The organism is Echinicola pacifica DSM 19836 (assembly GCF_000373245.1).
Lineage (GTDB): Bacteria > Bacteroidota > Bacteroidia > Cytophagales > Cyclobacteriaceae > Echinicola > Echinicola pacifica.
In genome coordinates this window covers 914,019-931,238 of the sequence record NZ_KB890739.1, presented here as the reverse complement: position 1 = coordinate 931,238, position 17,220 = coordinate 914,019, and the positions used below count along the sequence as shown (strand labels likewise).

The window sequence follows — 17,220 nt, the reverse complement described above, 5'->3', positions numbered from 1 at the left end:
TTATTGGCTCAGGGCCTGCAAGATTATCTTTCTTTTATTTCTAAATTCCAGCACATTGGTATCATAATGCTCAAAGCCATAGACGGTGGTCCCTACGAGTTCTTTGGCTTCCTCAGGAAAGCGCTTTGCATAGCGCTGAAGGAGCTCATAATCTACGATTCCGTCCCGCATGGCTTCCAGGCGGATGGAAGGATAAATCTCACCCTTGCCGGGATAGCTGATCCAGCAGTCACCGCCAGGCAGGACATTGCCAGAGGAGACGATCATCCCTGAGGTATCCTCAAATGGATTCTCCGCTGTCACGATCCCCTCACCTGAGCCCCAGAAGTTGAAGCCCCAGTGCAGGTATCCCGGGATTTCATATTTGTGATTCACCCAATGCAAAAGCCGGGTTTTGATGAGAGGCTGCTCGATAAACCGATTGGCATATTCGCCCTTTGGAGATAAGCAGGTGTAAAACCAAGCCTCTTCTCCCTGCTCTTGTCGCTCTTTATAGAAGTTCATATCCTCATTCAAAAAATTCATTTGGGGAACCCAAATATCGATCACCCCAGCTAGCCTGGAGGTATGGCAGGCCTCAATAATAATAATTTCAGGTAGAATGCCTTTAATAAATTTGGCTATTTCAATATAGGAATCCGCATTCGAGTCGATAGGTTCATCGGCTATATGCTGTACATAGTGTTCTTTCCAGCCCATCTTGGTGATATTCTCCCATAATGCCGGCAGAAACTGACTATAGAAAGCCTTGGTTCCTTGCTGGTCAAGGCCTTGTAGTTCCAGCGTGAAGGAGTCCTCCGACTGCTCGGGTACCTTAAGCCCAAAATCCCCATCCCAGGCCCCATCGATTCTGGACCCAAAGTGCCCTCCTTCTATCCTTCCGATAACCCCTTCCTCCTGGAAGAGCTTCACCATACGGTTAAAATTACTAAAGTCAAAGGCCCATTTTCCATCCTGAAAAGAAAATTCCACATGGTCCAGAGGAGAAATCATAGCCACATTCTGCCGATAATCCGCCAAGGTTTTGGCCATCACCCGGGTCAAATCCCAATACTCCTGAGAATATTTCTCCACCTGATCCGACTCAGTAAGATAGTGTAAGCGATCAAGAAAAAACCAATTGGTCACCCATAGGGAGCTCTGCTCGATGATAGGCTTGAAAACCTCCACCGTGAAGGGCATCACTTTCTCGAAGGATTCGCCATTGGCCAGGCCAGATACTTTCACCTGCCCTTCATAATTGCCTGTGGCGGCTCCCTCCGGGATCGCTATCGTAATCCAAATAGGCTGCGTGGTCCCAAAAGGTACATCTCGCGATTCCTCAAAAATAATAGGATCAGGAAAATACCCTGAAGCAGAGCTCAATATATCCCTGGAGGGCTCGGGATTGGTCCTCCCTACCCTCACAAAATCCACAAAACCAGTCTTGATATCCGATAGCTCCGAGCCCTTATTGGTGGGGGCTGACACCTGAACTCGCAGTTCTTCTATGCCGCTATTTCCACGAATGACAAACTGAAAACTAGCATGCTCCCCGCGGGCTACATCTGCATGGGCGGGGCTAGGTCGGAAAAAGCTGCTCTCTGGAAACACCTTGATCAAGGGATCCACATATTCGAAGATAATCTCCGATGCTGGTCGTGAATAGCCTGTCAAGCTGAGAAATAATAGTACTATAAAACTAATTCTTTTCATGATATGGTTATTTTATAATCATCTGGGACAAAACCACCCGACTTAAGAAGAATATTGCTTCTTAAGCCGGAGGCTTTTGGCTTGCATGAAGGAGGGATTTATTGGCCCCTGTCTATAGGCTCAGGGTCCTGGAAATAAAATTATTTAATTTTCCGATCAGAGATTTTAGGCACGATAGGATAGACATAATTACTCATATCCACCTTCAGGTCCTTGGGGCTAGGACCTACAAATTCCGTAGCTTTCCCCTCTATGGTGATAGTACCTTTGCCCTTGATGTGGATCATGGCCCAGATGGGATCCTTATAAGGCACGGTAAATTTGATCCAGGGATATGCTTTATCCACCTCTTTAGAGTAGCGGATCGTCTTATAATCATCTCCTAGCCACTGATAGGAAGCACTATTGATCTGAACGTAATGTATGCCGTTGATCTGATTATAATAATCTTGATGATGATGTCCACTGAGCACCAATATCACCTTATCGAAATTGGCATTTTCATTGGCCTCCTCGAGAATGTACCGGATGGCCGTTCCATTTTCCAGTCCGCCGAGATCATTGTCCATCCCCTGATGACAAGAGATAATGGTAGGTAGGGCTGTATTGCTGAGGTCCTCACGAAGCCATTTTTGCTGCTCGGCACCTATATAACGGGCATATCCACCAGGTCTATCTGGGCTGTCATTATGCTCATTGCCATCCAAAACCACAAAGTGATAGCCGTTTTGATCAAAGGAATAATATTTACCTTTGGCCTTCCAGAATTCTACCGCCTGCTCGCGGGAATAGCCACCGTCAGTATCATGATTTCCTAGGACGTGAAAGGCCTGCCCTTCATACTTTTCCCACACTTCCATCAGTTCTTTATTCTCCTCCTTGGGCACACAAAAATCCCCCAATTGAATAATAAAATCGGGCTTTTCCTGATTCATACTATCTATAAAAGCCTCCAGGCGCTCCAGACCATCGTGCATGATATCATGATGCAAATCAGTGATCACGCCAAACTTGAGCCCAGTTGCTTTATTAGCAGCGCTAAGCTTTGGCATAAAAAGTAATGAGGTAGCTCCTAGCGCCCCTACTTTGAGAAATTCCTTACGATTCATGATTATTTTGAGTTATTTTTTACGTAAAGTAATAATACGAAATTAAAATATTTATAAAACATATAATCCGAAAATTACATTTATTAATTAAGATTTATCATTTCACCCCCGGGCACTTCGCTTAGTCATAGGTAAATTCTGTGATCACGGCGGCATGATCAGAGGGGAACATCACTGGATGTTGGCTGATCACCTGGGAGTCCACCATTCCGAGACTGGCTCCTTTATAGAAGATATAGTCGATCCGTGGTCTGATATAGTCGCTACCATCTCCCCGGTACTGTGGCCAATAGGTAAAGCCCGGAGACTCCAGTGGATTAGGGTAAGCTTCCCTAAAGCTATCGGTAAAGCCTGCATTCTCCATTTCCATGGTTACTGGCCAGGGCACCACATAGCCATGATGTATATCTTTGGTAGCTTCGGTCCAGTCCAGATGTGATTCCACGTTGAAATCTCCGGACATGATAATGGGCACCTCCTGGCTATTAGCCAGAAAGGGTTGGATCTGGCTGAGGATATCCTTGACTTCCTGATGCCTTGTTTCACCTTCTTCTTTGATAAGGTCGTCCACAGCCATTTTCTCCTGGACGATACTTTTCTGGTAATCCGGCAGATAGTGGAGCCAGGTATCCATGATGGCAATGTCCTTTCCGTTTGGCAGGCTGATTATCGCCCCGCCAAAGTTAAATGGGCGGAAAGCCTTGATTGTTTTCTTTACAGGATATTTGGAAAGTATAGAAAGGTTGGAGCTGATCAGATAGAAGTGATAGCCCAGGGCATCGGCTATTTCCTCCACGGAGCCGTAGGTTTCGATCAGCGTCACGATGTCTGGTTGATGCACTTGGATGGTTTCGATCACCCGCTCCAGGCCTACCTGTTTGCCAAATCGATGTCCACCATGCCATATATTCCAGGAAAGTAGCCTTAGACTACCTGTCCATACTTCCTTTTGATGGATGGAGGGAAAGTAAGTTTGGTATTCTGCACTGAGCACTTTCTCTGATGCGGCACCTGGAAGAATGGAAATATTATCCAGGTACCCGTTGAAGGCTTCCCACTGACCGAGATAATCCCAGTTGCTGGCAGTGCCTCCAAAAGTGGTGGCCCATTCGGAACGCAAGGCGCCTAGGTCTCCTATATTATAGATCCCCATTTGTTTGCCATCAAAGAACAGGTAAAGGTCCTGCTCTTCTCTGCTAATCGAAAAGCCGATTTGGTGCCAGTCACCGTCATTGATTTGCTGTCGGGGAAGGCTGGGCTCATAGGCATATTCCTGCTTACCATCGCTGATATAGAGTGCCCATGCCCCTGCCTCGGTGGCCATCACCATCCAGCCAATTTCCTCCTTACCCACCTGCTTTTTATTTCCTGCCAGGACCGTTCCCTGCTTCGCATACTCCTTAGTCTTCACCCAAAAAGAAACCGTAAAATCTTGCTTTTCTCCATAAGGAAGAGGCAGGGAATCATGGAGTTTTATGGGCATACGCAGGGCTGCATCCTGGCTCAGATCCAGTGCTCTTCCCTCTATGCCTGCCGCGTACCGAGGAGTATATGCCTCGTAAACATCTCCCGGCGAGGGCTTACTTTTCTTTTGGGGGTAATAAGGAGAGTCCTTCTCGAAATCTATTCTAATGCCATTTTCCTGTGAGAATACCTGAGTGCTCAGCAGGAGATTTATCAGCATGCATAGACCCAGTAAGAGGGAGGAGCTAAGTTGGTTTTTGAGAGATATTGCCTTCATCGAATTTCTATTTTATTGAAGTAAAGAATAATAGGTATTGTCCAAGGTGCCGTCCTCGTATAAGTTTAGGATCGCATAGCCAGGAGGTGTTTCCTGATAATAATACGCAGCAGCAGAGCGCTCATCTCCTTCGCCCCACCAAAACCCGCTCATGGATCCATTACAGTAATACTGCACCTCATTATACCAAACCCGATCGAGCAGATGCTGGTGGCCACCAAGGCACACTTTCACCTTGTCTTTATGCTTATAGAAGAGTTGCTTGAGCTTCATATGATCTCCATGCTGGCCACCTTCCCAGGCTCCCGTCACCGTCAAGATCGGATAATGCGACATGAGCAATACGGGGGTATTTGCCGGCAGGCGCTCCAATTCATTTTCCAGCCATAGGAACTGCTCATCATCCAAGGTGACGCCTTTATGGTTTCCATCCAGGATGATAAAATGCCAGCCCTTTTTGGAGAAACTATAATAACGATTGGGCATTCCCAGCCTTTTGGCCACATAGGGGAGACCATACATTTCATCAGCTTCCTTTGCGGGCACATCCCACCAAGGATCATGATTTCCGATACAGCTATACATTTCGTAATCGCTTACGCTATTGCGGAAGGCATCCCAGGTGTCCCACTGAGCAAGCATCCGTTCGCGGGAGGTCCCGTCATAAGAGGCGTCCATGATGGCATCACCTCCATTTAGGAAAAAGTCGAGTTGGTGTTTGACCACTTGCTGAAGGCATTCGATCGACCGCTGCGGGACGTCATTGTCCGGGGTAATATGGACATCAGTGATGTGGGCGACGGTCAGGACTGCCTTGGCTTTGGTCTTGGCCATGGAAAGTGCCGGTGCAGCACTGATAGCGAGCGTGGCGCCCGAGTTTTTTAGAAATTTTCTTCTGTTCATACTCTAATTGTTTGTTACAATATCCTTAAAATCATAGTAAGCCTTCCGCTCCTCTCAATAATAAGCGCTGAACCCCCAGGAGGAAGTTTGCGCCTATTCCAATCAACTGACCACCGTCCAAGCGGCTGAGTCTTCTATCCTATAAAGTCCAAAAATACCTGAGGGCTATGCGTTATGGTGCACAGGAATCCAGATGCCCCACGGCATAATTGGAATCTATGGTCCAGCCTCTCCATTCACCGCTAGCGTATAGCAGGAAGGGGAATCCGGATGAATACAATTGAAATAGGGTTTGAGAATTTTCCTTTCATCGCTGGTGCTTCTGAAAAGGATGAGGTTGACAAAACTATGAGAAAGATCTATTGGATCAGGTCATAGAGTCGAAATTAACCGAAAATTAATATTCCAAATCTCGACAATTAGAAAGAATTTTCATAAGATATCAAAAGAAAATATAGCTGTAGGCTATTATTTAGGGCTAAAATGGTACAGAGGTGCTATGAAAACAGGGATGGATAAGAGGCATTCGGCGCTCTGGGTTAGCCGGAATGGGGTCAATTCTCATCCTATTTTTATAAAGATTTGTTCATTTTTAAATAACACCTTTTAAGCTTTTTCATTCTTAACTTTGTTTAATAATACTAAACAACTAAAAGCACATCACCTTTCTTATTCAACAAACACCAACCCATGAAATCATTGTACACCAAACTTACAGGGCTGATAATCTTCTTATTAGCAGTCCAACAGCAGACTTTTGCCCAGCACCAGGTGAAGGGACAAGTCATCGATTCCGAGGAACAGCTACCCATGCCCGGGGTGAGTGTGATGATAAAAAGTCAGACCACAGGAACCATCACCACTATAGATGGGAATTATGCCATATCGGCTGCCGCAGAAGACACCTTAGTTTTTTCATTCGTGGGGTATGAGACCCTAGAATTCCCCCTAAACGGCCGATCGATGGTCAATGTCACCCTTCTTTCTTCCTCCTTAGGACTGGATGAAGTGGTGGTAACGGCCTTGGGGATCGAAAAAGACCGGTCCAGCGTCGGCTATGCCGTGCAGGAAGTGAGGGGAGAGTCCCTTCAGAAGGCTGTCACTCCCAATGTGGTGGAATCGCTATCCGGCAAAGTGGCGGGGCTGATCGTCACCAGTAACGGTTCGGACTTCTTCTCCGACCCTCAGCTATACCTCCGAGGCAGCAAGCCCCTGGTGGTCGTGGATGGGGTACCTCAGCCAAATAACGATTTCTGGAATATCAGTGCAGATGATATAGACAATATCACGGTGCTAAAAGCCGCCTCTGCCTCCGCTCTCTATGGGTCACTAGGCGCCAATGGCGCAATACAGATTACTCTCAAGTCAGGAAAAAATATGGCCAAGGGAAGTTTGATTTCCTTCAACTCCTCCACCACCTTCCAAACGGGATTTTTGCGAATCCCCCATGCCCAAACCGAATATGGCCCTGGAAATACCGGCAGGTATGAGTTCGGAACCGGTGCTGCTGGTGGCGGTGGGGTCAACGATTATGATTACTCGATCTGGGGACCCAAATTTGATGGTCGATTAATCAAGCAATATGACTCCCCTATCGATCCCGAAACAGGAGAGCGCATTCCCACCCCATGGATCTCCAGAGGAGAGGATAATCTCAAGAACTTCATGGAAACAGGCATTGTCTCATCCAATAACCTCTCGATCCAAACCAATACCGATCAGGGAAGTTTTGTGATTAGCAATACCTATAAATACTCTAAGGCTTCCACTCCCGGCCAAAAGCTGGACATCAACACCACCCGATTGAGAGGAAACCTCATCTTATCCGACAAGTTTAACCTTGACGGCTCCCTGCAATACACCTATCAATATTCCAATAATAGAATACGTGGCAGCTATGGACCTAGCTCTCCTATTTACCTAATGTCGATTTGGGGCGGAGCCCACTATGATATCAGAGATATGGAGGACTACTGGCTTCCCGGAAAAGAAGGCATCAAGCAAAACTTCGTGGAAAACTGGCGATATAACAACCCCTATGCGCTTAGTTATGCCTGGAAGAAGCCCTGGACCAAGCATGATGTGCTCACCTATCTTAAGCTAAACTATAAGATCAGTGATAAGGTGAGTGCTTATATTCGCTCCACCCTAAACACCTTCTCCCTTACGGACAATGAGGAGATCTCGATGGATATTTACAACTATGATATTCCTGATAGAGGGGGGAGATTCAGGTATAATGCCACGCGTTATTTTGAAAACAACACTGATTTCTTAGTGACGTATAAGGATTATTTCGCCAATAAAATTGGCTTAAACGCTACTTTTGGAGGTAACCAGCGGTATTTCCGCCAGGAAGGTGAAAGTGCATTCACCACGCAGCTGATCGTCCCTGAGGTATTTAAGCTCAGCAATTCCGTGGACCAGGTCACTCCAAGCTCTTATAAGCAGTACAAAGGCGTATATAGTGCTTATGCCTCCGTGGATTTGGCCTATGAAGAGATGTTTTTTGTGGGCTTCACTGGGAGAGTCGATAAATCCTCCACCCTACCGGAGACTAATGACACTTTCTTCTACCCATCAGTGACCTTCAGTACGGTGCTGAACGAGGTGTTTAACCTTCCCAAATCCATCGATTACCTAAAACTGCGCTCTGCCTATGCTCGCGTGGGAGGGGATATGGATATCTATTCGGCAGCCAACTCCTACTCCACTGGTGGACGATGGAGAAATGAACCTACGGCCAGCTATCCCGGGACGATCGAAAACCCCAATCTGTCCCCATCCTTCACCAACTCGCTGGAATACGGGTTTGAGACGAAGCTCTTCAATAACCGAATCGGCGTAGATTTCTCAGTTTTCAAGAATAAATATGGTCCACAGATATTCACTCAGCCCTTTAGCACCGCCTCTGGCTGGGATGGAATACGTGAAAATGGAAGGACTACCGAGCGAAAGGGAATAGATTTCTCCGTCAACTTCATGCCTATCAAAAAGCAGAATTTCGACTGGACGGCCATCGTAAATTACGGTAAATACACAGATTATTTGACCTCGCTTCCTCCTCTGCCAGATGGCACGCCACAGACGAATGAAGGGCGTACGGAGGTAGGAGAAGAGCTCTACGAATATTGGTACACCTCATGGGAGCGCAACCCCGACGGTCAATTGGTGATCCTGCCAAGCGGCCTGCCAAAGACCACTGATTTTGCGATCAACCAAGGAAGTACGCAACCCAACTTCACCTTGAGCTTACAGAATACCTTCAGGTATAAGGACATCAGTCTGAGCTTCTTATTAGACGGAAGATTTGGCGGGGTGACTTATGACCGTTACGAGCGGGATTTATGGAGATCCGGCTCCCATCCTGAGGCCATCCATGACGAGCGGGCGATTTCCAATGACGCTTATATCAGTGGAGAAGATGCCAAGACCATGCTGATCTCCGGCGTGAAAGTTACCGGTGGAGAAGTCACTTATGATCCAGAAGGCAACGTCATCTCAGACACCAGAGAATATGCTCCAAATGACTATATGGTAGATTACCAGTCCTGGGCAATCAACTATATGGCCGCCTGGCAATCGGTGCTTATCGATAAGACCTTCGTGAAGCTGCGTGAGGTGGTGGTATCTTATAACCTACCTTCAGCGGTGGTGGAAGGCACTTTCTTTAATCACGCCTCCATCTCCTTTGTGGGCAGAAACCTACTTTACTGGACCAAGGATAAGACCTATGGCGACCTGGATTCCTATACCGTCAGCACGGGGGATACCAACCTTCAGATGCCCGCCCAGCGAACTTATGGCTTCAATATCAACCTACAGTTTTAATCTCAAAAGCAATACTGATGAAATCATTTAAGAGCATATACTTACTATTAACCCTAATCCTTACCAGCAGCTGCCTGGACTTTGAGGAATTAAGGGAGAACCCCAATAATCCACTTTCTGTGCCACCGAGTTTGTTGTTTACAGACTTGACGCCAGGCCCAGAGTCTTCCTTCGCCGGAGACGGTTATTCCTTTGCGCAGTACCATATGTGGATCGCCACGGATAATGCCTCGGCACCCAGCTATCAGTTTGGTCGGGCAAGTTTCAGCTATGACAATATCCGGAATATTGATAAAATGGACGAGGAATCTGCCCGGGTCAATGCCCCGGTATATAGCATAATAGGCAACTTCTTTAGGGCCTATTATTATGTGGAGATGACACGCAGAATGGGTGATATCCCGCTGTCCGAATCTATGAAAGGTGCCGACAACCCGACTCCGGCCTATGACAGCCAAAAGTCAGTTTATATCCAGTCGCTAAATTGGCTGGATGAGGCTAATCTTGCCTTGGGTGCATATATCAACTCTAATCCAGGTGAAACCTTGGAAGGAGATGTGTATTTTGACGGCAACCTGAAGAGCTGGCAGAAGATCATCAACGCCTATACTATCAGGGTATTGATCAGCCTTAGCAAAAAGGAAAACGATGCGGATCTGGATATCCAGGGTAGGATGAGCAGAATCTATAGCCAGCCTGCTCTGTACCCTCTACTCAGCAGCCTAGCCGATAATGCCCAGCTGAGCTACCGAAATGAAGAGGGTTTCAAGCAAACCTATAATCCTGACCAAGCGGTATATCGAGCCTCGGTGACCTATGTGGATACCTATATCGATATGCTCAAAAAATACCAAGATCCACGTCTGATGGCGGTGGCAGACCCCACCCAGAATGCCTTGGATGCCAATCCTGGTAATGAAGCAGCAGTTCGCGCAGACTTCAACAGCTATGCCGGGGCAGATTTCTCCGCCAATGGCACAGTAAACTCCTCCAACAAACTGGATGGTGAATATTCCTTCCCTAATGAGGAGAGATATTGGAACTTTGTTGGGCAGCCGGCCATATGGATAGGCTATGCCGAGCAAGAGCTAAACCTGGCGGAAGCGGCCCATCGCGGTTGGATAAGTGCAGACCCTGCCTTCCATTATTCTAGGGGGATCAGCGCATCCATGAACTTCTATGGCCTCAGCGACGAAGCGGCCAGCGCATACATCAGCACTCAAGCCCCTTACCTCAGCGGAGAGGCGGGATTGGATAGAATCCATGAGCAGATGTACCTGTCCTTTGCCGAAAACTCGAGCTGGGAGTCCTTCTTCATGACCCGAAGAACTGGAATCCCTTCCTATAAATTCAGCAGTGAAAATAATGTGGACCAGATCCCGGTACGATGGATGTATCCTTCCTCTGAAAATGACCGCAATCAAGAGAACTATCGCAATGCACTCATCAGCCAGTTTGGCTCTGAGGTGGATGATAGGGATGAGATCATGTGGCTATTAAAGTAAATCTATAGGAAAAAACAAAGCATAGAAAACAGAAATAAACTTATGGTTATATTTCGGTTTTCTATGTTTTACCAGTATTAAATTAACGCTTTATTACTATATTGATCCCCAAAAGTTTTGAAGTAATAGTTTTATGCTTAAGTCTTGAATATGAATCTATTGGTCAAAACGCTACATCGCGATATTCTTTAAACCTCTTTTTTGCATTATGGAAGATTACGTTTTGGTTCAAATAAGTAATAAAATCAAAAACATCCGAAAATCTAAAAATCTAACAGTTCAGGAGCTGGCGGACCGAGCAAAAGTCAGCAAAGGATTGATCTCACAAATCGAAAATGGGCGGACCATCCCTTCACTGATTGTATTGATCCAGATCATCGGCTCTCTGGAAGTGGATTTAATGGAATTCTTCTCGGGCCTATCCTTGAATGATAAGGGCCTCAATATCCTTGTCAAGCGTAAAGAGGAATATGAAACCTTTGAGAAAGAGCCTGCTGAAGGCTATTTATACCATAGGATATTTACTAAGGGATTTGTCAATACCACCATAGATATAGTGCTATTGGAGATAGCCCCGGGAAGTAAGAGGGAATATGTCACCACCGATGCGTATGAGTATAAGTTTATGGTTTCGGGGGAGGTAAAGTATGATTTTAAAACCCATTCAGTGGTATTGAAAGAAGGCGATTCCTTATTATTTGATGGTAATATAGCGCACAATCCAATTAATGAAACGAAGAAGACGGCCAAAATGCTGGTCATCTATTTCTTCAAAGACCAAAAATAACCCAACGATCTCATTATCAAATTAATAACCTCATTAAAATGAAAGTATTACACACTTTATTTGTATTAGCAATCACGTTAAGTACCGTCTTTGGGCAGGAGTCTAAGGTCAGGCACGTCATTCTAATTGGCTGTGATGGCTTAGGGGCCTATGCCATTCCTGACAGCGATATGCCTAACCTCAAGAAGATGATGAAAGAAGGCAGCTACACTATGGAGGCGCGGTCGGTACTTCCCTCGTCAAGTGCCGTAAACTGGGCTTCGATGATTATGGGTGCGGGACCTACGGCCCATGGCTATACCGAATGGGGAAGTAAAACTCCCGAAATCCCTTCGGCAACGATAGACAAGTATGGATTGTTTCCTTCCATTTTTGGTCAGCTTCGTCAGCAGCAGCCGGAAGCCAGCTCCGTGGCAATATACAGCTGGAGCGGAATCGGCCCTTTGCTAGAAAAAGAAGCAATCGACCAGGTGATCGATGGGGAGGGAAAAGACGATTGGTGTGCTGAGAAAGCAGCCAGCATATTCAAAGCTGATCAGCCAAACCTGATGTTCGTCCACTTTGACCAACCTGATGGAGTGGGACATAATATTGGTCATGACACACCGGAATATTATGAAGAGCTGAAAAATGTGGACCGCAGAATAGGCCTGATCTATGATGCGGTACAGGCTTCCGGCCTTGCAGAGGAGACCGTCATCATCGTGTCATCTGACCATGGAGGAATCGAGAAAGGTCATGGTGGCAAAACCACCCAGGAAGTCTATATCCCATGGATCATCCAAGGTGCCGGCATCAAAGAAGGTCATAAGATCACGGACATGGTAATGACCTATGATACAGCCGTGACCATCGCTGAGCTGCTAGGTGTGGAATCTCATCCCTCCTGGAGAGGAAGAGCGGTAGAAAGTTCTTTTGCGAAATAAGCTACTATTTATTGGACGGTAGGACCGTCTCTATTGCCGCAAGGCACTAAAATAATAAAGGCAGGTAAAAATCAATTTACCTGCCTTTTTTTTATCCCTATAAAGGTATGTTGTTTAGCTATTATATGCAGTAGATACCGTATCGGCACCTTCCCCAGTCCAGTTGGTATGGAAGAATTCTCCTCTAGGCTTATCGACTCTTTCATAAGTATGAGCACCGAAATAATCGCGCTGTGCCTGAAGCAGGTTTGCAGGAAGTCTTTTGGTTCTGAATCCATCAAAATAAGCAAGAGCAGCACTCAAAGTAGGCACCGGAATGCCGTTTGTGATAGCGGTAGCGCATACTTTTCTCCATCCTGGCTGAGCAGCTTGTACCTTATCCTTGAAGAAATCATCCAATAGTAAGTGCGAAAGCGCAGGATTATTATCAAAAGCTTTCTTGATATCACTCAAGAAGGCCGAGCGAATGATACATCCTCCACGCCACACCAAAGCAATATCACCGTATTTCAGGTCCCAATTATTAGCTTTAGAGGCTTCCATCAGCAAGTTATACCCTTGGGCATAAGAGATGAGCTTAGCTCCATAAACGGCCATTTTAAGGTTTTCGAGCATTTCGGTTTTATCTCCTTCAAAGGAGATCTCCGGTGCTGGAAACACCTGAGAAGCCTGATCTCTGAGGTCCAACTGAGCACTTAGGAAACGGGAAAACACTGATTCCGCAATCAGGGTCAAAGGTACGCCAAGGTGCATGGCTTCGATACCGGTCCACTTACCCGTTCCTTTTTGGCCAGCGGTATCGAGGATTTTCTCCACCATTGGCTCCCCATCTTCGTCCTTATAAGCGAGGATATCCGCAGTGATCTCAATCAGGTAAGAATCCAGTTCTCCGGTATTCCATTTTTTGAAGGTCTCATGCATTTCATCATAGTTCATTTTCAGAACGTCCTTCATAAACTGATAGGCTTCACTGATGATCTGCATATCGCCATATTCGATTCCATTATGGATCATTTTCACATAGTGACCTGCGCCATCGGCACCTACCCAGTCACAGCAAGGCACACCGCCATCAACCTTAGCAGAAATTGACTGGAAGATTTCCTTTACATGTGGCCAGGCTTCTTTGCTTCCACCTGGCATCATAGATGGACCACGAAGAGCCCCTATCTCACCACCAGAAACACCCGTTCCGATGAATCTGAATCCCTTTCCTTCCACATATTCGGTACGGCGGATGGTATCAGTAAAATTGGAGTTGCCCCCATCAATGATAATGTCTCCTTCTTCCAGATGAGGAATAATCTGCTCAATGAAGCTATCCACTGGATCCCCAGCCTTCACTAGCATCATCACCTTACGAGGTTTCTCTAAGGCGTCCACCAATTCCTTGATGGAGTGGGCTCCGATAAAGTTTTTACCAGCACCTCTGCCTTCGATAAATTTGTCCACCTTGGAAGTGGTACGGTTATATACGGCCACCGTAAAGCCTTTGCTTTCCATATTTAGCACGAGGTTTTCACCCATTACCGCCAGGCCTATCAAGCCTATATCAGCAAGCTTTGTCATAATTCTATGGTTTGTTATTTGGTATTAATTGCTTGTATATGCTTCACTATCTGCGCTCAGACAAAAACCTTGGGTAAGCCCTTATCCTCTACGCTATGGTTAATTTTGCAAAAATTAATTTTGACAGGCAATTTAATCAATATTCCATGGATGGAAGTAACTATTTGGGAGGAAAATAAAAATTATCAACTTATTTCCGTCCAGCCAACAGCCTAAACCTGGCTATTTCCATGCCCCCGCCGACCGACCTCCCCTGCTCCTCCATCAGCAGACCCCTCCGGATCTCCTCCCCCTGCTATTCGCCAGCTTTATGACTTTGCTCCATTTTCTTCCCTCCTTTTGCGGATCAATTAATACCAGCTGAGCGGAGGAATCTTCTTCTTTATAATCTGGTGTAAAACTATGGTTTTAATGTAATTTTTCATCAATAAATCATTCAACTACACTTGAAGTATGAAATTCAGCAATTTTTTCTCAAAATTCTCCATTTAGGCATGAATTTAGCATAAAGTGCTTACCGTGTCTTTATAACTATTTATGGTATTATTCACCTATTAGGACTTTTCCTATGTGGGGAAAAATCAGGTATAGTTAAGGACATTTTTTTTGGAACTAATACATAACCACTAAAACCACTACCAATGGCTAATAACAAACCATCTGAGGCAGGTGAAAATGCCAAACAGAAAGATCTCAACAAGAACACAGTAAGCGGGGATGATCAGGCGATGACCACCAACCAAGGTCTGAAGATAAATGATGATCAAAATTCCCTAAAAGCGGGACAGCGTGGACCATCTATAATGGAGGATTTCCATTTCAGAGAGAAGATGACGCATTTTGATCATGAGAGAATTCCTGAGCGCGTGGTGCATGCTCGTGGAGCCGGGGCGCACGGGTATTTTGAGTCTTACGAAAACCTTGAGGAATACACCATGGCCAATTTTCTTCAGAAACCAGGTACCAGAACACCAGTATTCGCTAGGTTTAGCACTGTGGCGGGCTCTAAGGGAAGTACAGATCTGGCGCGTGATGTGCGTGGATTTGCAGTGAAATTCTATACTGAGGAAGGCAATTATGATTTGGTAGGCAATAATATTCCCGTATTCTTTATTCAGGATGCGGTAAAATTCCCTGACCTCATCCATTCCGTAAAGCCTGAGCCGCATAATGAGATTCCACAGGCCGCTTCTGCCCATGATACTTTTTGGGATTTCGTTTCCCTGATGCCAGAGAGCATGCATATGATCATGTGGGTGATGAGTGATCGAGCCATCCCGAGGAGTTTTTCCATGATGGAAGGCTTTGGAATACATACCTTCCGCTTTGTAAATAAGGAAGGCAAGTCACACTTCGTAAAATTCCATTGGAAGCCTAAGAACGGGGTGCACAGTGTAACCTGGGATGAGGCGCAGAAAATCAGCGGATATGACCCGGATTTCTTAAGAAGGGATCTGTGGAAATCCATTGAAGATGGCAATTACCCGGAATTTGAGCTTGGCGTGCAGATTATCCCTGAGGAAGATGAACACAAATTTGACTTTGATATCCTCGACGCCACGAAGTTGATCCCTGAGGAGCTTGTTCCTGTCAAGATCATCGGTAAGATGGTATTGGATAGAAACCCTGCAAACTTCTTTGCGGAGACGGAGCAGGTGGCCTTCCACCCTGGGCATCTGGTACCGGGAATAGACTTCAGCAATGACCCGCTGCTCCAAGGCAGATTATTTTCTTATACCGACACGCAGTTGATTCGCCTCGGCGGACCCAACTTCCATGAGATTCCGATAAATCGTCCGGTATGCCCGGTACATAATAATCAGCGAGATGGCTATGGCCGGCAGACCATCAATGAGGGTCAAAGCAGCTATCACCCCAATCAAACCGGAGGTGGCTGCCCATTCCAATCAGCAATGAAGAATGGCGGTTTTACCCATTATCAAGAGCCGGTTTCCGGACATAAAATCAAGGAGAGAAGCAAGAGCTTCTTTGATCATTATAGCCAGGCAAAGATGTTTTTCGATAGCCAGACGGCCGTAGAAAAAGAGCATATTAAGCAGGCACTGACCTTTGAGCTAAGTAAGGTAAGCCGCGAGGACATCCACAAGCGGGTGGTCGCCATGCTATCTGAGGTGAATGAGGATTTGGCAGAGGAAATAGCCGAGAATCTAGGCTTGGACTTACCGGTGGAACTCGATATGGACCTAAATCAGAGCATTCCTGCAGATGGGGATCCAGAGGATTACCAATCAGGACCTGCCAAACCTTCAGTAAAAAAATCTGAGTCACTAAGTATGAGCTTCCGAAATGGCAATTCCGTCCAAGGAAGGGATTTTGCGGTATTGGCAGCGGCTGGAGTCAGCAGTAAATCCATAGAGGCTCTTAAGAAAATGGCTTCAGAAAAAGGTGCGAATGTGAAAATTGTGAGCACCAAGCTAGGTAAGATAAAATCTGCCGAGGGAGATGATATCAAGGTGGACACCACTTTCCTCACCTCCCCATCGGTGATCTTCGATGCCGTCTATCTCCCTGATGGCAAAGACAGCGCAGAGATGCTCACCAAAAATCCAGATGCCATCCTTTTCGTCAATGAGATGTTCAAGCATTGCAAAGCTATAGGAATGGATGGTCAGGGTAAGACCCTCTGGGAAGCCACAGAAGCACATAAAATCAGCACAGATAGCGGTGCGGAGCTAGAGAAAATTGGGGTTATAGCCAATGGAGATGTAGATGGCTTCCTGAAAACCGCTGCAAAACACAGAGTGTGGGACCGATCTTCTTCCTGTGATATCCCTGCCTAATTAGCAGGTGTCACACGGTTTCTCCTACCCCTTGGTCTTCTGTAATTCACTTACTGTATGGCCAAGGGGTTTTATTTTTTATCCCCCTGATCCTCCAATGTGGCCTCTCATATTCTGATTTATCATGGTGGTTTGAGAATAATGGCTGGCAATACTAACCATTCCAGACATAACCGAAAAATAGAAAGCCTCTCCTTGAGCACCGGGTTATTAGAAAAAGTTGGGCGAGGCTTTTAATAGGCAAATCACTGAATGCACAGAGGTTATATATTGATCCGAATCTCCTCCCATGGAGCCAATCCCTGAGTGATATCCTATTAATAAAACCTGGCTGGGCAAACCTTTCCATCACT

10 protein-coding genes are annotated in these 17,220 nt (G+C 46.1%); 5 read left to right on the top strand and 5 right to left on the bottom strand.

What is annotated here, in order from left to right; all coding sequences use genetic code 11:
• The 4 genes from B050_RS0108295 to B050_RS0108280 all read right to left on the bottom strand — a co-directional run bounded on the left by B050_RS0108295 (nt 1) and on the right by B050_RS0108280 (nt 5,448).
• Nucleotides 1–1,695 (bottom strand): DUF4091 domain-containing protein, encoded by a 1,695-nt coding sequence (locus tag B050_RS0108295; RefSeq protein WP_018473446.1) that lies wholly within the window; start codon nt 1,693–1,695, stop codon nt 1–3.
• Nucleotides 1,696–1,835: 140 nt separating this feature from the next.
• A complete protein-coding gene (locus B050_RS0108290) occupies nt 1,836–2,804 on the bottom strand; it encodes a metallophosphoesterase family protein (protein ID WP_018473445.1) in 969 nt (322 codons plus the stop codon).
• A gap of 121 nt (nt 2,805–2,925) precedes the next feature.
• Nucleotides 2,926–4,545 carry an endonuclease/exonuclease/phosphatase family protein gene (locus tag B050_RS22845; protein WP_083923253.1) on the bottom strand — a complete coding sequence of 540 codons (1,620 nt, stop codon included), beginning with the start codon at nt 4,543–4,545 and terminating at the stop codon, nt 2,926–2,928.
• 12 nt (nt 4,546–4,557) lie between these two features.
• The gene (locus B050_RS0108280) at nt 4,558–5,448 is read right to left on the bottom strand and encodes a metallophosphoesterase family protein (RefSeq protein WP_018473443.1); all 891 of its coding nucleotides are present in this window, start codon (nt 5,446–5,448) and stop codon (nt 4,558–4,560) included.
• 690 nt (nt 5,449–6,138) lie between these two features.
• Between B050_RS0108280 and B050_RS0108270 the strand changes: the two genes are divergently transcribed.
• The 4 genes from B050_RS0108270 to B050_RS0108255 all read left to right on the top strand — a co-directional run bounded on the left by B050_RS0108270 (nt 6,139) and on the right by B050_RS0108255 (nt 12,497).
• Complete coding sequence (locus B050_RS0108270; protein WP_018473441.1) at nt 6,139–9,279, top strand: SusC/RagA family TonB-linked outer membrane protein; 3,141 nt, start codon at nt 6,139–6,141, stop codon at nt 9,277–9,279.
• A gap of 17 nt (nt 9,280–9,296) precedes the next feature.
• Nucleotides 9,297–10,784: a SusD/RagB family nutrient-binding outer membrane lipoprotein gene (locus B050_RS0108265; RefSeq protein ID WP_018473440.1), complete on the top strand. Its 1,488-nt coding sequence runs from the start codon at nt 9,297–9,299 to the stop codon at nt 10,782–10,784.
• Nucleotides 10,785–10,992: 208 nt separating this feature from the next.
• Entirely contained in the window at nt 10,993–11,571 is a 579-nt protein-coding gene (locus B050_RS0108260) for a helix-turn-helix domain-containing protein (protein WP_018473439.1), read from the top strand.
• Between the two features lie 38 nt (nt 11,572–11,609).
• Nucleotides 11,610–12,497: an alkaline phosphatase gene (locus tag B050_RS0108255; RefSeq protein WP_018473438.1), complete on the top strand. Its 888-nt coding sequence runs from the start codon at nt 11,610–11,612 to the stop codon at nt 12,495–12,497.
• Between the two features lie 114 nt (nt 12,498–12,611).
• Here the strand turns inward: B050_RS0108255 and gnd are convergent, their stop codons facing one another.
• On the bottom strand, nt 12,612–14,066 hold the full coding sequence (gene gnd, locus B050_RS0108250; RefSeq protein ID WP_018473437.1) for a decarboxylating NADP(+)-dependent phosphogluconate dehydrogenase: 1,455 nt from the start codon (nt 14,064–14,066) through the stop codon (nt 12,612–12,614).
• 641 nt (nt 14,067–14,707) lie between these two features.
• Here gnd and B050_RS0108245 point away from each other — a divergent pair.
• On the top strand, nt 14,708–16,867 hold the full coding sequence (locus B050_RS0108245; protein WP_018473436.1) for a catalase: 2,160 nt from the start codon (nt 14,708–14,710) through the stop codon (nt 16,865–16,867).
• Nucleotides 16,868–17,220 lie beyond the last annotated feature (353 nt).

Excerpts from the sequence above, each read along its gene's own strand:
- B050_RS0108280 (WP_018473443.1), bottom strand. The coding sequence starts at position 5,448 with ATGAACAGAAGAAAATTTCTAAAAAACTCGGGCGCCACGCTCGCTATC.
- B050_RS0108255 (WP_018473438.1), top strand. The coding sequence starts at position 11,610 with ATGAAAGTATTACACACTTTATTTGTATTAGCAATCACGTTAAGTACC.
- B050_RS0108295 (WP_018473446.1), bottom strand. The coding sequence starts at position 1,695 with ATGAAAAGAATTAGTTTTATAGTACTATTATTTCTCAGCTTGACAGGC.
- B050_RS0108265 (WP_018473440.1), top strand. The coding sequence starts at position 9,297 with ATGAAATCATTTAAGAGCATATACTTACTATTAACCCTAATCCTTACC.
- B050_RS22845 (WP_083923253.1), bottom strand. The coding sequence starts at position 4,545 with ATGAAGGCAATATCTCTCAAAAACCAACTTAGCTCCTCCCTCTTACTG.
- B050_RS0108245 (WP_018473436.1), top strand. The coding sequence starts at position 14,708 with ATGGCTAATAACAAACCATCTGAGGCAGGTGAAAATGCCAAACAGAAA.
- B050_RS0108260 (WP_018473439.1), top strand. The coding sequence starts at position 10,993 with ATGGAAGATTACGTTTTGGTTCAAATAAGTAATAAAATCAAAAACATC.
- B050_RS0108270 (WP_018473441.1), top strand. The coding sequence starts at position 6,139 with ATGAAATCATTGTACACCAAACTTACAGGGCTGATAATCTTCTTATTA.
- gnd (WP_018473437.1), bottom strand. The coding sequence starts at position 14,066 with ATGACAAAGCTTGCTGATATAGGCTTGATAGGCCTGGCGGTAATGGGT.
- B050_RS0108290 (WP_018473445.1), bottom strand. The coding sequence starts at position 2,804 with ATGAATCGTAAGGAATTTCTCAAAGTAGGGGCGCTAGGAGCTACCTCA.